We start from the raw sequence: 18,606 nt of genomic DNA, 5'->3' as shown, positions 1-18,606 counted from the left end.
ATCTTGGCGAATATCGGCAAGTATTTAGCAACCAAAATCCTTAATGCCACAGCTCGCGGAGAGCAATTCGTGTTTCCCGAGAAGCTGTACGTGGCTTTGTATACATCTAACCCGACATGGAATGACACAGGGCAGGAAGTGAGCGGAGGCGCATATGCGCGGAAGGATATTTTGTTTGACGCACCGGCTCAGGCGACTGTGAGAGAATACCATCCCAAAACCGGAGCCCTGAGCGATATTCAGAAGATGGTCATTAAGTCTTCTGTGGATGTTGCCTTTGATGTGGCTTCAGGCAACTGGGGTGTGATTACACACTTCGCTTTGAGGGATGCAGCTACTGGCGGAAATTTATATTACTTCGGTGAGCTGGAGTCGCCGCGCAGTATTCTGAGTAACGACATATTTAAATTCTTGGCAAGCCAAGTTGAAATCCGTTTGAACTAAGGAGGAATGACCTTTGCTTGAAACCATGTACCCAGCAGCGGCCAATAGCAGGCAAACCGAATTGGCTGCTGCAATCAATGACACACAAACCAGCTTTACAGTATTGGATGGATCTGTTTTACCTCCTGGGCCGAACCAACTGACGCTAGGCACAGATGAATCTGCTGAAACGATACTTTACACCGGAAAGAGCGGAAACGAGGTTACAGGCGTAACCAGAGGGTTTGAGGGCGTGGCTAAATCGTGGGTTGCCGGAACTAAATTGGCGAGATACTTCACGGCTTACGATCACGATACATTCCGAGACAACATTACAGACCTTGACCGGCGATTGAACAATATCCCTGAACCGGAAGATGCATCCCTAACACAGAAAGGGATTACGCAACTCTCCAATGCTATCGAATCAGATGAGGATGGCGAGGCCGCTACACCTAAAGCTGTGAACACTGTTCGGCAGTTGGTTGCATCTCAAATCGGGGATCTGGCCGAACTACAGACAATTGACAAGGACAACCTGGTTGATGCGCTCAACGAGGTTTTTACGCATGTCGATGAGGGGAAAGAGCTTGTCAAAACCGCCGTCATCGTCAAAGGGGGAACGGTAGCAGGGACTTCCCCGCATTCATTTGAAGAGTTGGCTGACGGGATCGATACCATTGAGACATCAACAGTTATTAACGGCCAGCAACAGGTGGCACGCACTTATGCAGAGACAATCGCTGCGAATGATCCTATTTACACGTCAACAGATTATACGTCCATTCCTATTGCCGAAGCTCCTACCGGGGATGGTCAAGGTGTAGCATACAGCGGTGATGGTGTATATCTTGCTTTTGCACAGGCTAGCTCGCCCTATTTATCTTTGTATAAACGTGTGGGCGAGGATTACATTAAGCTTCCCAATCCAACTTCAATGCCAACAAATGTGGCAAGGGCAGTATCCTTTACGCCTGATGGCGTGTATTTAGCTGTGGGGCATGCAACATCTCCTTTTGTCACCTTGTACAAACGGACAGGTGATGTATTTACTAAGCTACCCAACCTGAGTCCCTTACCTACCGATGAGACTAAAGCAGTTTCATTCAGCGCTAATGGTCTTTACTTGGCAGTCGGAGGTCTTAATACTTCGACATTTAACTTGTACAAAAGAAATGGAGATAGTTTCACTCGGCTTGCTATTACTACAGGCCTGCCTACAAATGCATTGGTTTACAGCGTTGCTTTTGGAGTGGATGACGACTATCTTACAATCGGATATTTAACTGCACCTTTCATAGCTATCTATAAGCGGACGGGGGATGTGTTTACTAAGTTACCAGACCCATCCATCCCACCAACTGGAGGAGTATGCGGATTGGATTTCAGTCCAAATGGGGTATATCTGGCTGCGGCTCATTTTACCGCTCCATTTTTAACGCTATACAAACGAAATGGAGATGTGTTTGAAAAGCTACCCAATCCTTTAGTATTACCAACTAATCAAGGACGTGCAGTGAGGTTTAATCCAACAAGTGAATATCTTACAGTTTGCTTTGCCTCTCTTATAAATTACAAATTAGCTAACGACATATTTAGTGGTCTGCCCAATCCACAATTCGTTCCAGCTCAAACGACTTTCAGCGCAGCTTATACACCAGATGGTTCTAATCTGGCAATAGCCCATCAAGGCGGAAATCGATTGCTTATTTACAACGTTCAGTACGACCAAGTTTATAAAAGCAGCAATCTCGGAACTGACCTATTAACTTATAGGACTGGAATAGGATACGCATTGGAGAGCGGAGTTGCTGGAGATACCAAAGACGTAATCATAATTTGGAGGTAAATAATATGCCTAAATTTTATTTGCAGTTGGACGGTGACATTATACGTGATGTAATCACCTATCCTCATAAAGGATACACGGAGGTAGAACTTGAGAAAACATTTTTGCCTACTGGCATTAACGCAGGCTATTACCGTTTACAAGATGGCGTGCCGGTTCTGGATCAGGTCCTCAAGGATGAAGCAGACAAGGCCAGTCGTCCGGCTGATTACGTGGAGTTGGAACAACGGCTTACAGCGGCACAAAGCCAGCTTGCCCAAGAGAATGCCGAACTGAGACAGGCTGTTTCGGAATTGAGTTTAGTTCTTGCAGCAGTCATGGGGGGAGGTGAGTAACTATGACATTTACAAAGGATAGTGGTTTGGTTAAAGTGTGGGTCAGTCTTGTGATGACTGGATCTTATGAGCTTAACCAGGTGCCGACATTGTTTAACTTGAAAACTGTCGTAACTGATGTGGTCAACGGAACAGTAGCTTAACCAGCGTACCCAAGTGGCACGCTATTTTTATATCTTTTTCAGACTATTTAACTTCATTTGAACCATATCGTATAGACCTACTAACAACGAAATGGAGGAGTTAAACATGCCTATTGAAACGAATCGCTTGAAGCTTCCCTTACCATTGGGAAATGAAGGTGTAAGCAGAGTTGGTATTAATGCCATCATTGAGAAGATTGATGAAGGAGTTGCAACGCGGGAAGATTTAGAAGAACTTCGTCAATTGGTTGACGAGATTGATGTTCCAGATGCATCCCTTACAGAAAAGGGGATTGTGCAGCTCTCCAATGCTACTGGATCGGACAGCGAAACGGAGGCAGCAACACCAAAGGCAGTAAAAGCAATATCCGTAGTCGCTAATGCTGCAAACTTAAAAGCTGAACAGGCTTTTCAGGCTGGCAATGAGCGAAAGCAACAAGCGGTGGACGCTCTCATTGCCTTAGGAGTATCGGCGTCCACATCAGATAGTTGGGATACAATATTTCTGAAACAGAAGACAATAAAAAATGCTGCAAATGTTGTAATAGTGGAACATATGATAGGCGTTGACCAGTCAGATGCTGAGTATACTCGAATCATTGACCTTCCTGCGGGCTACACTCCTATTGCTTGGTCTGGGGCAGCAGTGTTCCGTCAATATCCGAGCGGTCAAATGTACTATACATCACATGATATGAAATCGGCGAAAAACTTAACACCATATTTATATTGTTCTGGTACAAACAGAGATGTTTCAGTAACAGGAACGATTAGCAAGACGGGTAGTATATACAGGGTCACATACAAAATTAAGGGAAGCTTATCGGGCGGTGCTGTTGATCTTAGTGGAGGTTCTTTTATTCCGAGAATATACTGGACGTGTTCAGTATAACAAGTTGATGAATTTATAAAGAAATACGAAGACATTACAGAAGAAACCGAATCAAATTGATTGAGCTTTTATTATGCCCTCTGGAGTGGTCAGGGTAGTTCTCAAAAATTACAAAAACCCCAGTATTATAACTGGGGTGTTGTTCTTATATGTGCACAATTTTTGCTAAGTAAAAGGCGCTGAGATCATCAGAATTTCACAGTGTAGTAGTTTCTGTCGCGTAGTATTGGATCAGCAATTTTAACATCAGAAACTTTTACGCCTGGCTTAATCATCTTACCAACGGCGACACTTGACCATTCATTTACGGTAATATTTCCTGAAGACATTGTTCCACCCATATACTCGGCTCCAGTATCCAAAGTATAGATATCAATAAAATCGATAGAATTCCATTTCGGATAAGTTGCCGGTTCTTTTTTTACTAACACATCAAATTCTACAATTGCGTATGTAGTACCTTCATTGGCAGGGAAGTTATTTAATTTATTGTCATATCTAACTCCTGTGACTTTGATGTCGAAGTTGGCTGTTTTGATAACATCACCTACATTGTAAATCTTATTTTGTGTTTGGTTTGTAGTGCTAGGTGAAGTGTTTGAATTGTTCAAAAACGATTCCCCTTTAGTTTCGAACTCAATTTTCTTTTTCTCTTTGTCATAGAATAGTTTGTACCCAGTCATTTCTGCAACTTCACGAATAGGTAAGTATGTTTTTCCGTTATAAACTAGTGTATCTGATTGTAAATTCTGTACCTTGCCATCAATGGCAAATGAAAATTTGGTCAACACGGCTTGAACCGTAGATGGAGCAGCTGCGGCAAGAGTCGCTGATCCGATCATCATGCCAATGCCAAGCGTGACAGCAGTTTTAACTAATGATTTTTTCAAAGTGTAATTCTCCTTTATCAATGGGCTATACACTTTATTTCGGTAAACACTGGAAAAAGTTTATAGCATGATGGCAACAGGATGGAGTTTCATAATAGTTTATATTGATTTGTTCCCGTATGGTTGGGGGATGGAAGGAGGTAAGACTGTGTTTAATCGAGGAGCATTCAACCGTATGGCCTTTAACCGCCAAATATCCGTATTCGTCTTTGGCCGGGCAGTTGCTGACTTATCAGGATCTGCTGTAGCTGCTGCAACGATGGAAATGACGGGTTCGGCGGTTATGGATGTCAGTGCGGGAGCTGAGGCAACGTTCGTTCGTGAAATCTCATTTGCGGCCGTTATGAATGTAGCTGCCGGAACTAAGACGGATTTTGTCCGTGAGATTACCAAACGGGCTGTAATGGATGTTGGTTTTGGGGCAGTCGCCAAAGGCAGTCGGTACCATGTGGAGTTTCTTGAATTCACCGGGCCATTCAAACCAGGTGATCAAGTTATCATTGATGCCAATACGTATAAGATCACGCAAAATGGAGTGAATGCTTCGCACTTGCTCGAAGGTGATTTCTTTGATTTAAACCTTGGAGAAAACAATCTCACATGGACAGACCCTGAAACAGGTAGAAACGTTCTGATCCGTGTTACACATAGAGACAAATTCCTTTATTAATCGAGGTGTGATATGCCTAATCCAACAATGAAAGTATTTGACAAGAACATCCGGCGCGTAGGTACGTTGGTTGATAGTTCAGATATACAACGAAGAAGACGTATTAACAGTGATTACGAGGTAACATTTATGGTTCCCATGACCTCAGATGATTACCGCGAGAAAATAGCAATTAAAGGCCACGTTCAAGATGAGCGTGGCCAATTTTATGTAATTCAGTCCCGGAGTCGGTCCCGTGAAGGTCGTAAGCTTATGGCTTCAATCTATTGCAACCATGTTATGTTCAAGCTGAATGATTTCAAATTCCCGTACTCGTCATATATTGATGAAGCTTATGGCGTACATCTCAACGAACTGACAGAATTGATTACAAAAGCCACTGGTGGGAGATTCACATTTGTTATCCACGATACGTTTGATCTTCATGACGTTAAGGATTTTGGAAGAGGAACATGTCTTGAAGCCCTAAACCGAATCATAGAGATGTATGAATGCGAGGTAGAGCCGGATAATTTCGTTATTAATCTCAAGAAGAGAATCGGATCTGACCATGGCTTGCAGTACCGGCTTAAAAAGAATATCGTATCCAGCTCCTTCAAAGACAAAGGCGAATCCCTTGTTACCCGGATGTTTGCTCAGATGAAAGATGGTCGGACGTTTATCGGTATGGATGCTTCCTTATTGACTGACTTGGAGAGCAGTTTACTAGCAAGCGTACCTGGAACAATTGTGAATGGAAAGCTGGCGGTCAATTATCTCATATCTCCTTTTGCACAGTACTGGGCGAGTGATTCGGTTCCATTTTATGATGGTGAAATCATTGAGCAGGATATTGAGGAAGCAGAGGACTTGCTGAAGGCTACACGTAAGGCGCTGCTTGAGCAGGAAGTCGTTTCTTTGGAGGCTACCATTTCCACCGCAGACTTGTTTAAAATCGACCACACAGAACCCAAGCCTCATTTGGGTGATGATGTCATGTGTATCGATCCAGATATGGGCATGAACCGATTGAAAGCTCGCATCACCGAACTCACTGAGTACCCATACAGTTTAGACAAGCATGCTGAACCGACGATCTCCAATATCAATCTAAGAGATTACGATGATATTATCAGCGATTTGGAGCGAAACAAAAATATCACCAACAACCTATTTTCAAACGGAAAGATCCGGACGGATGTTTTTGAATCATTCGCCAAGCAAGCGGTCATTGATATTAATAACAGTAAAACCGAGCTGATCTATCCACCGGAAGGCGGGATACTGGCTCAAGAAAAAACGAATCCACTGGAACAAGTCAGACTGACGTCAAAAGGGATTGGGATATCTACAGATGGTTGGCAATCAATACGCGCTGCCATTACAGCCAGAGGTGTAGTAGCAGAGCAAGTTATAGGACAACTTGGTAACTTTGTCTCCATGCTGATTGGTAATGGTGAGGACATTGTACAAATCAATACAAACGGTATTGCAGCAGGAGCTTCCTCATTTAATAGTGCACCTTTCCGTTTAAATATGAAGGGTGATTTAATTGCAAATAGCTTAACAGCGAATTACGCAAACATTGAATACTCCAACTTTAAAAATGGAGCCATCGTTGGTTCATCTATAAATGTGGGGAACGGAATGTTTACCGTTACATCTGGAGGAATCATGTCGGCTGTAGGAGCAAACTTCTCGGGATCAATAACCGCCTCTGCAATTTCAGGAACAAGTATAACTGGTGGAACGATTACGGGGTCATTAATACGTACGGCAGCAACAGGTCGTAGAGTAGAGCTTGATAACAACGGATTCCGAACCTACGATTCCAACAACAACAACCGAATTCGAATTAACACTGATTCTGATAATGGTATAGCAGCGATGTCTTTCTTTGGATCAGGAGGAGCGTTCGCCGGGGAGATCAATTCATATCAGAACTCAGGCCAGTTAACCATCTTCAGTAATGATCTTTGGCTCGGATCAAACAATACAGGAAATCCTATTCGTTTGCAGGGAGCGACTACATTTGGTGGTGCGGCTTATTTAAGAAGTGGAGCAGTTTATGGTTTAAACATCACAGATATTTCCGGCCTTCAAACAATGCTGAATTCTCTTCAAACAAAGATTGATTCTTTGCAGGCGGCCTACAACAACCACAGACACAGTGTAACTACTGCTCATCACAATCATGGTAATAATGCAAACAATCCAAATACTGGTGGTGGAACCTTCACAACATCGACTCCGTAATGTATCATAATAGGAAAATAGAACCAATTGCGGAGGTATAGACATGAAGAAGTTTGCACACAAAGTTGCATATATTGCTGGTGGTATCATTATCGGCATAGTTTTTTCGACACCGGCAGGATCGTTTGCTGATGCGGTTAAAAGTATGGTCGGCAAAAAGGTAACTGGTGAATATACAATTGTAGTTGATGGCAAAAAATTATCGGACAAGGGAGCTGTCATTGACAGCAAAGCGAACGTTCCAGCGCGTGCCCTGTCTGAAGCATTAGGAGCTGATGTTTCAGTGAGCGGAAAGACTATAACCATTACATCTGAAGGTGAAGATTCGAAAGTGTCTGGTTCAGGTACTACGACCATTGATACTTCACCCTCAAGTAACAAGTATATCGGCTATTCTAGATCAAGTTTGCAAGATTTAAGGAAAAGTACAGTGGATAACATTCTCACGCCAACTATAGCGGGTAGAGAACAATTAGCAAAAGGATTAGAAGAGGCTAAAAAGACAGGAGATCCATCAATTATTGAACAAGCTGAGAAAAGAGTTGCTGAATATGATGCTGAAATAGCTAAGTATGAAGCAGAACTAAAACTAATTGATGAAGCATTACTTACTGCTAAATAGAATAAGTCTCTGAGGGTCCGTTATTTACGGACTCTTTTTTTATTTGGGAACTTGTAAATCCGTAGCCACTCCGAAACAAAGATAAAAGATAATAAATCCATGAAGCCCTATTCCTTAATTGGAAGGGGCTTATTTTCGTATAGAGAGGAGGAAAGGTCTTGGCAAAGATGACACATACACTCCAAGTTGAACTGGATTTGAATAAACCGGTTGAAGAATTGACCCAGGTAATCTCTGCGGTTCTTAGCTCGCATCCACTTAATCAAAAAGAGATTTTGACTGCTTTAGATTTGGAGATTGGGAATGTACTGGCAGCAATTGAGATTCAAGAACAAAAGGATAAATCAGTTGTTGAATAGGGCAGGAAACATTTCCTGAACAGAGAGACGGGGGAGCGGGATGGAATGGACTGTATTAATCAGTGTAGTCGCAGCAATTAGTGGTCTTATCTTGGGGTGGTCGGGACGCACTAGATCTTTTAGGCAAGACATTATCCAAGAAGCAGGAGCTGATGCCTTGCAACGCGCAGATGTAGATTACATAAAGCGCGGAGTGGATGATATTCGACTTGAGCAAAGGGTTCAGGCCCAGCGTGTAGATGCACTGTCAGAGCGGGTGACGCGGGTCGAAGAGTCGGCCAAGCAGGCCCATAAGCGGATTGACCGAAAAGAAGATATTGGAGGCGTATAGGATATGGACTGGAGTACTGTATTTTCACTTATTGATCCTAAGTTATTTATTGTATTGGCTGCATGCTGGGTCCTTGGTATTGGCATAAAACGTATCCCAAAGATTCCGGACTGGACTATTGTTTTCATCGTCACTGCATTCGCCATTGTTATTACCAGTTGGACTCTTGGCTGGTCTCCTGAATCGCTTATCCAGGGAATATTGGTTGGAGCGTTTGCGGTGTTCGGTAACCAGGTGATTAAGCAAGCGAAGAAAGGAACTGAACAGTCATGATCTCAAAGGGGAGTTTCTTGCTGCTAGAGCCATCCGAATTAAAAGGGTGGCTCGACAAACAGAAGATAAAAAGAAGCATAAACAAGCTCCAGGTCCATCATACTGCTGCACCCAACTACACTACTCGTCAGGTGGTCAATGGAGTAGCGAAACAAGATGTATGGAAATGTCTTGAGGGAATGAGGACTTTCCATTTATCTCAGGGATGGGCCGGTACAGGGCAGAACATAACTGTACTTGAGGATGGACGTATCGCAATCAGTTTAGATCGGGATCTCAATAAAACGCCTGCTGGAATCAAGGGAGCGAACACAGGCGCTTTGTGTATAGAGATTATCGGAAACTTTGATCAAGGTGGAGACACGATGGCAGCAATTCAGAAACAAGCTGTAGTCCACCTATACGCCTGTCTTGCGCTCAAGCTAAACATACCTATCGATACATCACATATCGTGTATCATGCCTGGTATACCTCATCCGGAGCATGGTTAGGAGACTATGAACGAGGTGAGTCCAGCAAGACTTGTCCGGGAACTAATTTCTTTGGTGATGGGAATACGCGGTCTGCTGCTGAGCGAGGATTCATTCCAGCTCTCAAAGCTGAACTAAAGAGAATTACAGAAGGGGACGGTGATCCAATGACACCAGAAGAAAAGAAACAAATGGATGAACTGAAGGCAACTGTTGAATCTCAGGCTAAGTGGATCGCAGCTCAGAAGGCAAAGGAGAACATGGAATGTCCTAAATGGGCAGAAGAAGCTTATGATTACTATAGCCAATATATAGCTGACAAGACTGGTAGTTATGAGTTTTGGCGCCAACTTGTGATTATTTACCGAAAAGAGAATGGAATTAAGATTCACTCTTAAAAACTCAGTTGTATGATCACAGCCTCTAACAACATAGGTGGGGCTGTGATCATTACAATTCAGAAAAACAAAATGAATAAGACTTACAGATAAAAGACGTGAAACAGCTCACTATTATATATGTACTATACTATATAACCAAATAGATACTGTACAATAAAAACAAATTTAACCATTACAAGAAGGAATATGGTTGAACGTTGTCGTATTATGATCCTCAAGAACTACGAAATATTTAACGAAAAGGGGCTTTAGGATTATGACCGCGGAGATAGGAATCTTAAACAAAACAGCAGTTGCTTTGGCGGCAGACAGCGCAGTTACGATAACAAACCGTAGAGGAGAAAAAATCTATAACTATGCTAATAAGCTCTTTTATCTTTCTAAGTATCATCCGATTGGAATAATGGTATACGGTAATGCCGAACTATCTGGAGTTCCTTGGGAAACAATTATTAAAGTATATAGAAAAGTGTTAGATGGTAAGGTGTTTGATACAACAGAGGAATACGCTGAAGACCTATTTAATTTTCTTCAGGAAGAGGATAATTATTTATTTGGAGAGAATACTGTTAATGCTGGGATGGAAAATGTGATTTTAAACTTCTTAAGACAAATTAGTTTAGAATTAGCTCAAGGTTTAGATGTGAATTTTGAAGGTGAGGAAGAGGTTGATCCTGAGGATGTTCTCAGGTTTACTGATGAATTTGTAATGGAGAAGTATGAGGAGATATCTGCACAAGATTATTTGAATAATTTTGATCATGATGATGTAGCTGAGATTCTTCATCAAAAGGAGCAGCTACTGGATGATATCGTTGAAGGTTTATTCTTAAATTTACCTTTAAATAACGGGAATAAAGATACTTTGAAAATGATGACTGCTTTGTACTTGTGCAAAGATATTTTTATTCAAGATTATTCGGGAATCGTAATAGCTGGCTTTGGTGAATTAGAAACTTTCCCTTCAATGTATTCTTATCTTGTTGAAGGTATGGTTGAAAAGAAACTAAAATACAGATACGACAAAGAAAAAAACGTGGAAATATCTAATGAAAATCAGGGGGCTGTTATACCTTTTGCTCAAGATGACATGGTGTACACAATTTTAAGTGGTGTCGATCTTGAGTATGATCGTTTTTCAAAAAAATTTCTTGCACAGGTGTTTGATCAGTATCCTAGAGAGTTGATTAGTATATTGAAGGATAATTTACAACTAGATTCAGAAGTAAGTGATAAATTATTAGATAGTTTTACGGAAATAAGCAATCAACTGTTTGAAGCACATAAAAATGAAACTCAAAAATATTTATTTAACAATCACGTTTATCCGATATATAATACAATTGAGATATTACCCAAAGAAGAACTTGCTTCCATTGCTGAAACTTTGGTGAATATAACTTCTTTTAAAAGGAAAATTAGTGCCGCTGCAGAAACCGTAGGAGGACCAGTGGATGTTGCTCTGATAACAAAAGGTGACGGATTTATATGGATAAAGAGAAAACACTACTTTGATCCATCATTAAATCAACACTTCTTCAGCAACTATTTTAGGAGGAATTTAAATGACGATCTTAATGACTAATGAAAGAAATCAAACTAATTCTCCCTCTTGGAGAAAGAGCAGTTACTTTGATAAAAAAGGGAATGATAAAAACGTTATTGGTACTGATCCTAAGCAATTAGCCAAAATAATTGCGAATAAATCAATAAAGAACATTCTGAAAAATTCAAATATCAAGAAAAGTGAAAAATGACTTTGAAAGAGAAGCTCTGTGATAAGCAGAGTTTTTCTTCGTTATGCGGTGACTATAACATGGACCATACATATAAAGTACTATCCACAGATATGGCTTTTCTCATAGTACCTTAACGCAGATACGTGTATCCTTCTGGAAGATCCATTCAGAACGTGAACAACTCATTGACTATGGCGGACCGATTGAAGGATACAGTGATTCATCTATTAAGATTATGGGTGGCAGATACTTTCGAAAGCAGTATGAATTCAGAGCACATACAAAAGAGCAGGAGGGATAACCTCACTGCTCTTTTGTTTTTCAACCTACTTCTTTAATTAATTCCTCATTGTTATTCCGCACATTACCGACTTCCTTTGGCACCTCGTAAGCTCGCATTTCTGATGCTTGATATGGCTTAAGCAATCCAATCAGGGACTGAACATCATCATTATCTCTTCCAAGCCACTCAGCCTCATCCTCAGGTCGCAAGATGACCGGCATACGATTATGGATATCCTCCATAAGACTATTTGGTGGCGTTGTAATAATGGTGCACGTACTCAATTTGTTTCCATCCGGATCTGTCCAGGTATCGTACAGGCCAGCAAGCGAGAATAAACGGTCATCCTTCATCAGAATTCGCAATGGTTGCTTTTCCGTTCCTTCCTTACGCCACTCATAAAATCCATTCGTGGGGATGATACAGCGTTTGGAGCTGATCAGCCGCTTGAAGGAAGCCTTCTCAGTTAACGTTTCAGCACGGGCATTAATCATCTTGGTACCGATTTTGTCATCCTTGGCCCATGAAGGAATGAGTCCCCATCGGAGCGCACCCAATCGATTACCTTCTTTGCTGCTGATAATTGTAGGAATGTACTGCATGGGTGCTGCGTTGTAATTAGGTTTGTACTCAAAACCATCAGCAATAGATGCATAGTACCTGTCCATTATAGCTTCTATGGGATCAGTGATTGTAAATCTTCCGCACATGATAATGCCTCCTTTGAGACTCTATACTAAGTAATTTTACTCAAATATTTAAGAATAGAAACGGGTAATTTGTGGAGATGGGCATCCAATATAAAATAAAAATGCAATAAATTAGATGATTTTTATAGATCAGCAAGTTTATGTTTAGACATAAACTATTCCAAAGTATAAGCTTCTGATATTACATACAGAGGAGAGAGTTGAAAATGAAGAGGGCAATACAAAGTTTGTTAGCATTATCTATTTTCCTAATTATTTTATTTCCAGGCCATGCAAAGGCTGCAGAAACAAATGAGTGGGTAAGTGTAAATGATTTACCAGATGCAAGAACTGGAGCAGCGACGGCAGAAGTGGATGGAATAATATACGTATTTGGTGGTTCAGCATCAAGTGATCAAGCAGCTACTGGAGCGAAGCAGAACACAACCTTTGCATATGATCCTGTAACAAATAAATGGGTTCAAAAAGTTAATATGCCTACAACTCGTGCCGCCGCGTCTACTGTTGTGTATGAGAAAAAAGTTTATGTAATTGGTGGATATTATGATAGTAACAAAGCTACGTATAGAACGAATAAGGTTGAAGTTTACGATACACTTACGGATAGTTGGGAAACAGTTTCAGGTTTAACGGTAGCTAGATCTTGGTCTGGTGCAGCAGTTTTAGATGGCATAATATATGTTATGGGTGGAGCAGATAACAGTGGGAAAATTGTATCCACAGTGGAACGTTATGATATTAATAATGATAAGTGGACTACTCTAAAAAATTTCCCTATAGCAGTAAATGGCATGAGTGCTACTACAGTAAACGGAAAAATTTATGCATATGGTGGAGGAACAAGTTTTACGAGCGGAATATCAGGAGCGATTTATGAATACAACGTAGCTAACGACGCTTGGACACGAAAGAATAACTTTCAAACAGCTACCGCCGGTTCAGCCTCAACCGTCTACAATGGGGAAATTTATGTACTAGGGGGACTTGCAAATACTACCTCTCTTCAAAATACTACCCCTCAATCACGAGTAGAAGTATACAATCCTGAAACCAATGAAGTCAGGTCATTTACAGCTTTAACATTTGTAAGAAGTCAAAGTACTGCAGCGAGTGTTAACGGAGAGATTTTTATTATTGGTGGAAATAATGGGAGTACCACTCTGAAAACAGTAGAGAAGCTTTCGTTTCAAGGTAAAGATCCAGTTGAACCGGAAGAACCAATCGAGCCAGAACAGCCATCTGTCAATCGAGCTATCTTAGTAGTTGCAATGACTACAGGTCTTGAGAAGGAGTTTGATTTGAGCATGCAAGAAGTTAACAGCTTCATTGATTGGTACGAAACAAAACAAGCAGGAAGCGGAAAAGCATCATACGCGATTGATAAGCATGACAATAACAAAGGTCCGTTCAAGAGCCGCAAGGACTACATCCTATTTGATCGTGTTCTGACTTTTGAAGTAAGCGAATATTAAATAACACAAAAAAGGCTCCGCAATTCATTAGTGGTAGCCTTTTTGTGTTATTTCTTATCATCATATGATAGAGGGTGAAACACAGGTGTGAGGGCAATCCTGAGTTGTCCTGTTTGCCTGCCTAGCCAACTGGGACCGGTCTTCTAAGTAGGACTGATTTTAACGTGATAATTCACCTGAGCCTACATATATATTCTTTTTGCTATTCCACTTAAAATAAGCAACAGCAGTGTCCCATCCTCCTTCAGGGAAATAATTCTTCCACGCTTGTCTAATCTCACCTGATTTAGATATGCTAATACTTACATCTCCAATAATAGATAGTTTCTTTTTTAGCGTTCCATCCTGGTATTTAAAAACAAATAGTTGAGTATTAGAAGGTAGGTAGTCTAATGTTATAGCAACATGTTTCTCTTTTGATGAGATATTAAGTATATGGAATGTAGGTTCTTCTTCATTGTAATAATTTGTATCTATAAGTACGATAACTCCTTTAGAGTTAATGAGATAAAAATTTCCTGAGTTAGTGATCAATAAGTGTTCTTTCTTATTGTCTCCGTTTAGGTCTACTGATTTACTTACTGTTACACGCTCCCTAGGGAATTTCTTCTCTAACAATGTCTTTGGATTTACTGTAGCAGCATCAACGTAAGATGGATTAAAAATGAATCCAAACATTGCTACGGCACAGAGTAAAGCTAGTACTCTTTTCATAATAGTCTCCTTTGTAGATTACTTATCATTTACGTCACTAGCACTAAACATGATTCCGATCGTTTCCGAACCGAGTACACTGTAACGTATTCCATCTATTTCTGTTGATTCATCAACTGTAGACCAGTCAACGCCTTCGTCCAAAATATTCATATCCGAAAGCACATTCGCTACAGAACTTGCTGGAAGGTCGGGATTAACAGAAAGAATAACCAACCCCATAGCTAGTACAATGTCTGCTCCAGATGTCACGGTTCCGTCGCCTTGACCGATCATCGTGACATCTCGCACAGAACCATCGGCTTTGTTAATCGATCCAGTGATACCTATGTAGTCGGTAATCATGTATTGAAATACATCTTGAACAGCTCCGGTTTGCACTTCAAGTTTCTTTCCTATTTTCAATTTTGAGTTACCGATTTCCGTGGCACGTTTGTTGAATGACTTTCGAAACTCTTCTGGAGTCATACCTAAACTTCCTGGTATTTCTACTTTCTTTTCCTCTTGTTGCTTTACGTTCTCTTTTACTACCTTAACTCCCTCGGTCTTAGTAGCAGATTTTTCAGCAACTACAGTTTCTGGATTGGTTTCAGCCGGAGTGGATACTTCGGTTGTCGCAACTGCCTCTTTCTCAGTTTTCTCCTCATCTTTGTTGCCAAAGATACCTCCCACAATAATTACAACGATAACCCAAAACCACCATTTTTTCTGAATAGGCTTTTTCAATCTTCTTCCTCCTGTTATAGTAATAATTAACAACAAAACATAGTCTATCAGACCTAGGACTTTTATTCTAGATAAAATAGCTTATTTTATGGGGTTTTAACAGAAAGAGGGTTTGATACCTGATGAATTATTAAAACGATATAGACCCAAAAATATGAAATAGAGAGGATAAGTAATTTGGTTAACAAAGAAGAATTATTGAAGCGAGTTATAGATTTCAGTAAGTCTGCACATGAATATGAGGATATAGGTGTCTTACTGATAAAAAAATGTAAAAAACTTTATTTGAAAATAAATTCAATTGATGATACCAAAAAACAAAATAAATTAATTAAGATGAAATTTGAGTTGGATGAAATAGAGTTGTCTTTAAAACATCACAAGCTAAAGATAAGCAATGCACATGGCAAGCTCGTTTCGCCTGTTACTTATAATTTTATTTACTATAGTTTTTTATTTATAGTGATGATATATTCATTTTTATATATCAGTATAGATAGTATTTACTTCTTAGGCGGGGTTGAAATTAATGCGATGGAACAAAACATAATTTTATACGCTAAGTATCTTACATTGAGTGTTATGGGAGTTCTTTTTTATTATATAACAAATTATCTTGTTAAGTTTAGTGAGATTTTGACAAGACTTTTAGTGGCTTGTTTTATTCCAATCTTACTTATCGGAGTAATTTTTAAACTTGAGAATGGGAATCTTGCTTTCTCCGGTAGTCAGTCAATTATATTTTTGTTAGGGTATAATACTAATCTAGTAATTTCTATATTAAAAATAGGAAATGATAAAATTAAAGCTAGCATAGAGGGGAAAAAGACAGAAAGTATTTGATATTTAAAGCCACTCTGAAAAAAAGAGTGGCTTTAAATTACTCTCATTGTGTAGGTGGGTTTATCGGAATCGAGAGAGAGCAGCTGGATATTTCATTCAGTGGAATCCATTCAACACCTTGTTGGTGCTTCACTTTCACTCTTTTTTTATCGGATGACATTGTAACATTTCCTATGTACTTCGTATTATCTTCAAAAACTAAGCAAACAGAGTAACCTTTTTTTTCAGCGATGAGTAGGTCCTTAATCATTTTAACCTCCATATATGAGTCTATTTATCTATATAATTATAATACTTATTTACTATATAGGGAAGTTCTGAGATAATCCTATGGAAGCTTAATAAACAAAAAAAGGGGTGCATCTATCATTTCAAAAATTAATTTGACTAATGTGTATTTGTTTTGTACTAAGTTACAAAAAAGAATAGTTTCTCTAAAAAAAATAGCATGGGCGCTGATGATATTATCATTATTAATATCATTTTATGGCTTGTATAAAATGGACTATCAGATCTCCACGTATCCATTATATATCTTATTTCCTGCAGCAGGATTTAACCTGATCGCCTATATATTAGCTTTAATTATTTTGCTTTTAGGTAGGAAACAAACTCAATTAAAATATTCTTTTGGAGGAGAATTGAGCGACTGGTATGAACCCACGTATCTTTATAATAAAAGCATCCATTGGTTAGATACTATTCTCAATAATCTACAAACCAAGGGAGTAAGTTTTCAAAAGAGCATCATTTTTAGTCCTTCAGCCAACATAGGAAAATATGAATATGACATTTCAAAAAGATACCCGAATTCAATAGTTGTTGCAACTGATATCACTGCGCCTAATGATCATCTAACAACTGAAAATAACTTTACATATCTGTTGGGGAATAACAATGCTATGGATGCTCGGAATTTTCTCAAGGGTAATAATATTGATAAAGTAGATATAATTTTCGATATTAAAGGTGCTCTTTGGTATTCTGATAATGATTTAGAAAGACTACTTAAAGAATACTATTTTATCCTTAACAAAGGAGGGAATATAGTATTTGATGCTTATGGATTTTCCCTTAAATATCTATTCAGAATGAATCCAAGAATCTATGGGTATCGAGAAAATTCGACTTTTTCCAAAATTAATAAAAAACTGAATAAATCAGAATGGGTTTTTAAACATTTTGAAATCATTCTTGCCGGTAAAGGTGAAACAAAGATTGCAATTTTGAGAAAGAAATAGAATGTATTTCTGCTTACCGTTTTCGGTAGAGTGAAAACCAGAACAGATGAAGACAATAGTATAACTCTCTCCGATTGAGTACAAACTAGATATACCTGGTCTAAGGGCCAGGTATTTTTGTTGTTGATAAAAGAACGTGTGTTCGCATATAATGTTGAAGAGGTGAGCTGCATGTTAACGGATTATCAAAGGAAGGTCCTTCGGATCTTATATAACTACAAAGGTGGACGGCGTAGGTTTCCTACAATCCATGAATTGACTGTCAAAACAGGCAAGCATAAACCAGACGTTATGCTTGCTCTGGACGCTCTTGTTGCTGCGGAATACATACATTGGGAAGATAGGTCTGACACGTCGAATATCGTTATCCTCGAAGGTTGGGAACGTGAAGCTGAAAAGCTAATGTTTAAAGAAGCGCTGCCATTAAACGGAGCAAGCAACATTAAATACTGGACTGAATATTGAGGAGGAATGAACTATGGCGAGTAAATTGTCGGGTAACGGTATTTATGAAGGATCTCGCATAATCCTTCCTGAGCATCGGGAGGCATATCTCAATGAAATGAATGTGCAAGAGAGACGTGGCAAGCCTATTCTGGACGATCAGGAAGTACAGCTCATCGAAGAGTTGATCATGGAGTCTTACAAGGAATGCAGGTCGGTTACGTTGACGGTGTTTAATCCTTTTGACGATGAGGAGATAAGAGGTGTTGTTGCATCAATTGATAGGCCAAATAGAAGAATTAAGCTTGTCAGAGGTGAAGAGGATTACAGTTGGATCAAGATTGAAGAGATCGCTGAGGCAAGTTTATAATTGATCGAGCCCAAGGGATTATCCCAAGGGCTCAGTTTTTTTCTTCTATTATATAGTATTGTTCCAGAATGCTTCGAAAGTACTGTACTGACAGCTCATTTGAAGCTTGGGGGGCGTCCCCCAAATCATCCCCCAAACGTCCCCCAGATCGTGAAAAGGTATGATTATCT

Annotated in this window: 23 protein-coding genes; 19 read left to right on the top strand and 4 right to left on the bottom strand. The window is 39.8% G+C overall.

Annotated features, from left to right (window positions below; translation table 11 throughout):
- Positions 1-3: 3 nt before the first annotated feature.
- From MKX75_RS16880 to MKX75_RS16860, 5 genes are all read left to right on the top strand, one after another.
- The gene (locus tag MKX75_RS16880) at positions 4-444 is read left to right on the top strand and encodes a hypothetical protein (RefSeq protein ID WP_339166102.1); all 441 of its coding nucleotides are present in this window, start codon (positions 4-6) and stop codon (positions 442-444) included.
- A 13-nt stretch (positions 445-457) separates the two neighbouring features.
- Positions 458-2,272 carry a tail fiber protein gene (locus MKX75_RS16875; RefSeq protein ID WP_339166101.1) on the top strand — a complete coding sequence of 605 codons (1,815 nt, stop codon included), beginning with the start codon at positions 458-460 and terminating at the stop codon, positions 2,270-2,272.
- 5 nt (positions 2,273-2,277) lie between these two features.
- Entirely contained in the window at positions 2,278-2,607 is a 330-nt protein-coding gene (locus MKX75_RS16870; protein WP_339166099.1) for a hypothetical protein, read from the top strand.
- Between the two features lie 2 nt (positions 2,608-2,609).
- A complete protein-coding gene (locus tag MKX75_RS16865; protein ID WP_339166098.1) occupies positions 2,610-2,750 on the top strand; it encodes a hypothetical protein in 141 nt (46 codons plus the stop codon).
- 106 nt (positions 2,751-2,856) lie between these two features.
- Positions 2,857-3,642 carry a phage tail protein gene (locus tag MKX75_RS16860; RefSeq protein ID WP_339166096.1) on the top strand — a complete coding sequence of 262 codons (786 nt, stop codon included), beginning with the start codon at positions 2,857-2,859 and terminating at the stop codon, positions 3,640-3,642.
- Between the two features lie 188 nt (positions 3,643-3,830).
- On the opposite strand, the gene MKX75_RS16855 is transcribed toward MKX75_RS16860, so the two are convergent.
- The gene (locus tag MKX75_RS16855; protein WP_339166094.1) at positions 3,831-4,532 is read right to left on the bottom strand and encodes a stalk domain-containing protein; all 702 of its coding nucleotides are present in this window, start codon (positions 4,530-4,532) and stop codon (positions 3,831-3,833) included.
- Between the two features lie 148 nt (positions 4,533-4,680).
- On the opposite strand from MKX75_RS16855, the gene MKX75_RS16850 reads away from it, so the two are divergent.
- The 9 genes from MKX75_RS16850 (at position 4,681) to MKX75_RS16810 (ending at position 11,651) form a co-directional block, all read left to right on the top strand.
- Entirely contained in the window at positions 4,681-5,202 is a 522-nt protein-coding gene (locus MKX75_RS16850) for a hypothetical protein (RefSeq protein WP_339166092.1), read from the top strand.
- 12 nt (positions 5,203-5,214) lie between these two features.
- Positions 5,215-7,437: a phage tail protein gene (locus tag MKX75_RS16845; RefSeq protein ID WP_339166091.1), complete on the top strand. Its 2,223-nt coding sequence runs from the start codon at positions 5,215-5,217 to the stop codon at positions 7,435-7,437.
- Positions 7,438-7,480: 43 nt separating this feature from the next.
- Entirely contained in the window at positions 7,481-8,059 is a 579-nt protein-coding gene (locus tag MKX75_RS16840; protein ID WP_339166089.1) for a stalk domain-containing protein, read from the top strand.
- A gap of 167 nt (positions 8,060-8,226) precedes the next feature.
- On the top strand, positions 8,227-8,418 hold the full coding sequence (locus MKX75_RS16835; protein WP_339170502.1) for a hypothetical protein: 192 nt from the start codon (positions 8,227-8,229) through the stop codon (positions 8,416-8,418).
- Between the two features lie 40 nt (positions 8,419-8,458).
- The gene (locus MKX75_RS16830) at positions 8,459-8,749 is read left to right on the top strand and encodes a hypothetical protein (RefSeq protein WP_124113795.1); all 291 of its coding nucleotides are present in this window, start codon (positions 8,459-8,461) and stop codon (positions 8,747-8,749) included.
- Between the two features lie 3 nt (positions 8,750-8,752).
- Positions 8,753-9,022 (top strand): phage holin family protein, encoded by a 270-nt coding sequence (locus MKX75_RS16825; protein WP_017688007.1) that lies wholly within the window; start codon positions 8,753-8,755, stop codon positions 9,020-9,022.
- A 17-nt stretch (positions 9,023-9,039) separates the two neighbouring features.
- Positions 9,040-9,891, top strand: coding sequence for a peptidoglycan recognition family protein (locus tag MKX75_RS16820; protein ID WP_339166088.1), 852 nt, complete (start codon positions 9,040-9,042; stop codon positions 9,889-9,891).
- Between the two features lie 259 nt (positions 9,892-10,150).
- Positions 10,151-11,479 carry a hypothetical protein gene (locus MKX75_RS16815; protein WP_339166087.1) on the top strand — a complete coding sequence of 443 codons (1,329 nt, stop codon included), beginning with the start codon at positions 10,151-10,153 and terminating at the stop codon, positions 11,477-11,479.
- Positions 11,460-11,651, top strand: a complete 192-nt coding sequence (locus MKX75_RS16810; RefSeq protein ID WP_339166085.1) for a hypothetical protein — start codon at positions 11,460-11,462, stop codon at positions 11,649-11,651. Before MKX75_RS16815 ends, MKX75_RS16810 begins: the two co-directional genes overlap by 20 nt.
- 303 nt (positions 11,652-11,954) lie before the next feature.
- Here the strand turns inward: MKX75_RS16810 and MKX75_RS16805 are convergent, their stop codons facing one another.
- Positions 11,955-12,626, bottom strand: a complete 672-nt coding sequence (locus tag MKX75_RS16805) for an SOS response-associated peptidase (protein WP_339166084.1) — start codon at positions 12,624-12,626, stop codon at positions 11,955-11,957.
- 206 nt (positions 12,627-12,832) lie between these two features.
- Here MKX75_RS16805 and MKX75_RS16800 point away from each other — a divergent pair, with 206 nt between their 5' ends.
- Positions 12,833-14,098: a kelch repeat-containing protein gene (locus MKX75_RS16800; protein WP_339166083.1), complete on the top strand. Its 1,266-nt coding sequence runs from the start codon at positions 12,833-12,835 to the stop codon at positions 14,096-14,098.
- A gap of 159 nt (positions 14,099-14,257) precedes the next feature.
- Here the strand turns inward: MKX75_RS16800 and MKX75_RS16795 are convergent, their stop codons facing one another.
- Entirely contained in the window at positions 14,258-14,812 is a 555-nt protein-coding gene (locus MKX75_RS16795) for a hypothetical protein (protein WP_339166081.1), read from the bottom strand.
- A gap of 18 nt (positions 14,813-14,830) precedes the next feature.
- Positions 14,831-15,538 carry a hypothetical protein gene (locus MKX75_RS16790; protein WP_339166080.1) on the bottom strand — a complete coding sequence of 236 codons (708 nt, stop codon included), beginning with the start codon at positions 15,536-15,538 and terminating at the stop codon, positions 14,831-14,833.
- Positions 15,539-15,715: 177 nt separating this feature from the next.
- On the opposite strand from MKX75_RS16790, the gene MKX75_RS16785 reads away from it, so the two are divergent.
- From MKX75_RS16785 to MKX75_RS16770, 4 genes are all read left to right on the top strand, one after another.
- Complete coding sequence (locus tag MKX75_RS16785) at positions 15,716-16,381, top strand: hypothetical protein (protein WP_339166079.1); 666 nt, start codon at positions 15,716-15,718, stop codon at positions 16,379-16,381.
- A 383-nt stretch (positions 16,382-16,764) separates the two neighbouring features.
- Entirely contained in the window at positions 16,765-17,622 is an 858-nt protein-coding gene (locus MKX75_RS16780; RefSeq protein ID WP_339166077.1) for a hypothetical protein, read from the top strand.
- A 171-nt stretch (positions 17,623-17,793) separates the two neighbouring features.
- The gene (locus MKX75_RS16775) at positions 17,794-18,087 is read left to right on the top strand and encodes a hypothetical protein (protein ID WP_339166075.1); all 294 of its coding nucleotides are present in this window, start codon (positions 17,794-17,796) and stop codon (positions 18,085-18,087) included.
- Positions 18,088-18,100: 13 nt separating this feature from the next.
- Positions 18,101-18,436: a YolD-like family protein gene (locus tag MKX75_RS16770; RefSeq protein ID WP_339166074.1), complete on the top strand. Its 336-nt coding sequence runs from the start codon at positions 18,101-18,103 to the stop codon at positions 18,434-18,436.
- Positions 18,437-18,606 lie beyond the last annotated feature (170 nt).

It is taken from the genome of Paenibacillus sp. FSL R5-0341 (assembly GCF_037975235.1).
Classification (GTDB): Bacteria; Bacillota; Bacilli; order Paenibacillales; family Paenibacillaceae; genus Paenibacillus; species Paenibacillus amylolyticus_A.
This window is presented reverse-complemented; position numbering and strand designations above follow the sequence as displayed.

What these genes read in the sequence shown, in the direction of transcription:
- MKX75_RS16840 (WP_339166089.1), top strand. Translation starts at nt 7,481, where the DNA reads ATGAAGAAGTTTGCACACAAAGTTGCATATATTGCTGGTGGTATCATT.
- MKX75_RS16805 (WP_339166084.1), bottom strand. Translation starts at nt 12,626, where the DNA reads ATGTGCGGAAGATTTACAATCACTGATCCCATAGAAGCTATAATGGAC.
- MKX75_RS16845 (WP_339166091.1), top strand. Translation starts at nt 5,215, where the DNA reads ATGCCTAATCCAACAATGAAAGTATTTGACAAGAACATCCGGCGCGTA.
- MKX75_RS16835 (WP_339170502.1), top strand. Translation starts at nt 8,227, where the DNA reads ATGACACATACACTCCAAGTTGAACTGGATTTGAATAAACCGGTTGAA.
- MKX75_RS16800 (WP_339166083.1), top strand. Translation starts at nt 12,833, where the DNA reads ATGAAGAGGGCAATACAAAGTTTGTTAGCATTATCTATTTTCCTAATT.
- MKX75_RS16860 (WP_339166096.1), top strand. Translation starts at nt 2,857, where the DNA reads ATGCCTATTGAAACGAATCGCTTGAAGCTTCCCTTACCATTGGGAAAT.
- MKX75_RS16775 (WP_339166075.1), top strand. Translation starts at nt 17,794, where the DNA reads ATGTTAACGGATTATCAAAGGAAGGTCCTTCGGATCTTATATAACTAC.
- MKX75_RS16810 (WP_339166085.1), top strand. Translation starts at nt 11,460, where the DNA reads ATGACGATCTTAATGACTAATGAAAGAAATCAAACTAATTCTCCCTCT.
- MKX75_RS16770 (WP_339166074.1), top strand. Translation starts at nt 18,101, where the DNA reads ATGGCGAGTAAATTGTCGGGTAACGGTATTTATGAAGGATCTCGCATA.
- MKX75_RS16870 (WP_339166099.1), top strand. Translation starts at nt 2,278, where the DNA reads ATGCCTAAATTTTATTTGCAGTTGGACGGTGACATTATACGTGATGTA.
- MKX75_RS16815 (WP_339166087.1), top strand. Translation starts at nt 10,151, where the DNA reads ATGACCGCGGAGATAGGAATCTTAAACAAAACAGCAGTTGCTTTGGCG.
- MKX75_RS16795 (WP_339166081.1), bottom strand. Translation starts at nt 14,812, where the DNA reads ATGAAAAGAGTACTAGCTTTACTCTGTGCCGTAGCAATGTTTGGATTC.
- MKX75_RS16865 (WP_339166098.1), top strand. Translation starts at nt 2,610, where the DNA reads ATGACATTTACAAAGGATAGTGGTTTGGTTAAAGTGTGGGTCAGTCTT.
- MKX75_RS16830 (WP_124113795.1), top strand. Translation starts at nt 8,459, where the DNA reads ATGGAATGGACTGTATTAATCAGTGTAGTCGCAGCAATTAGTGGTCTT.
- MKX75_RS16825 (WP_017688007.1), top strand. Translation starts at nt 8,753, where the DNA reads ATGGACTGGAGTACTGTATTTTCACTTATTGATCCTAAGTTATTTATT.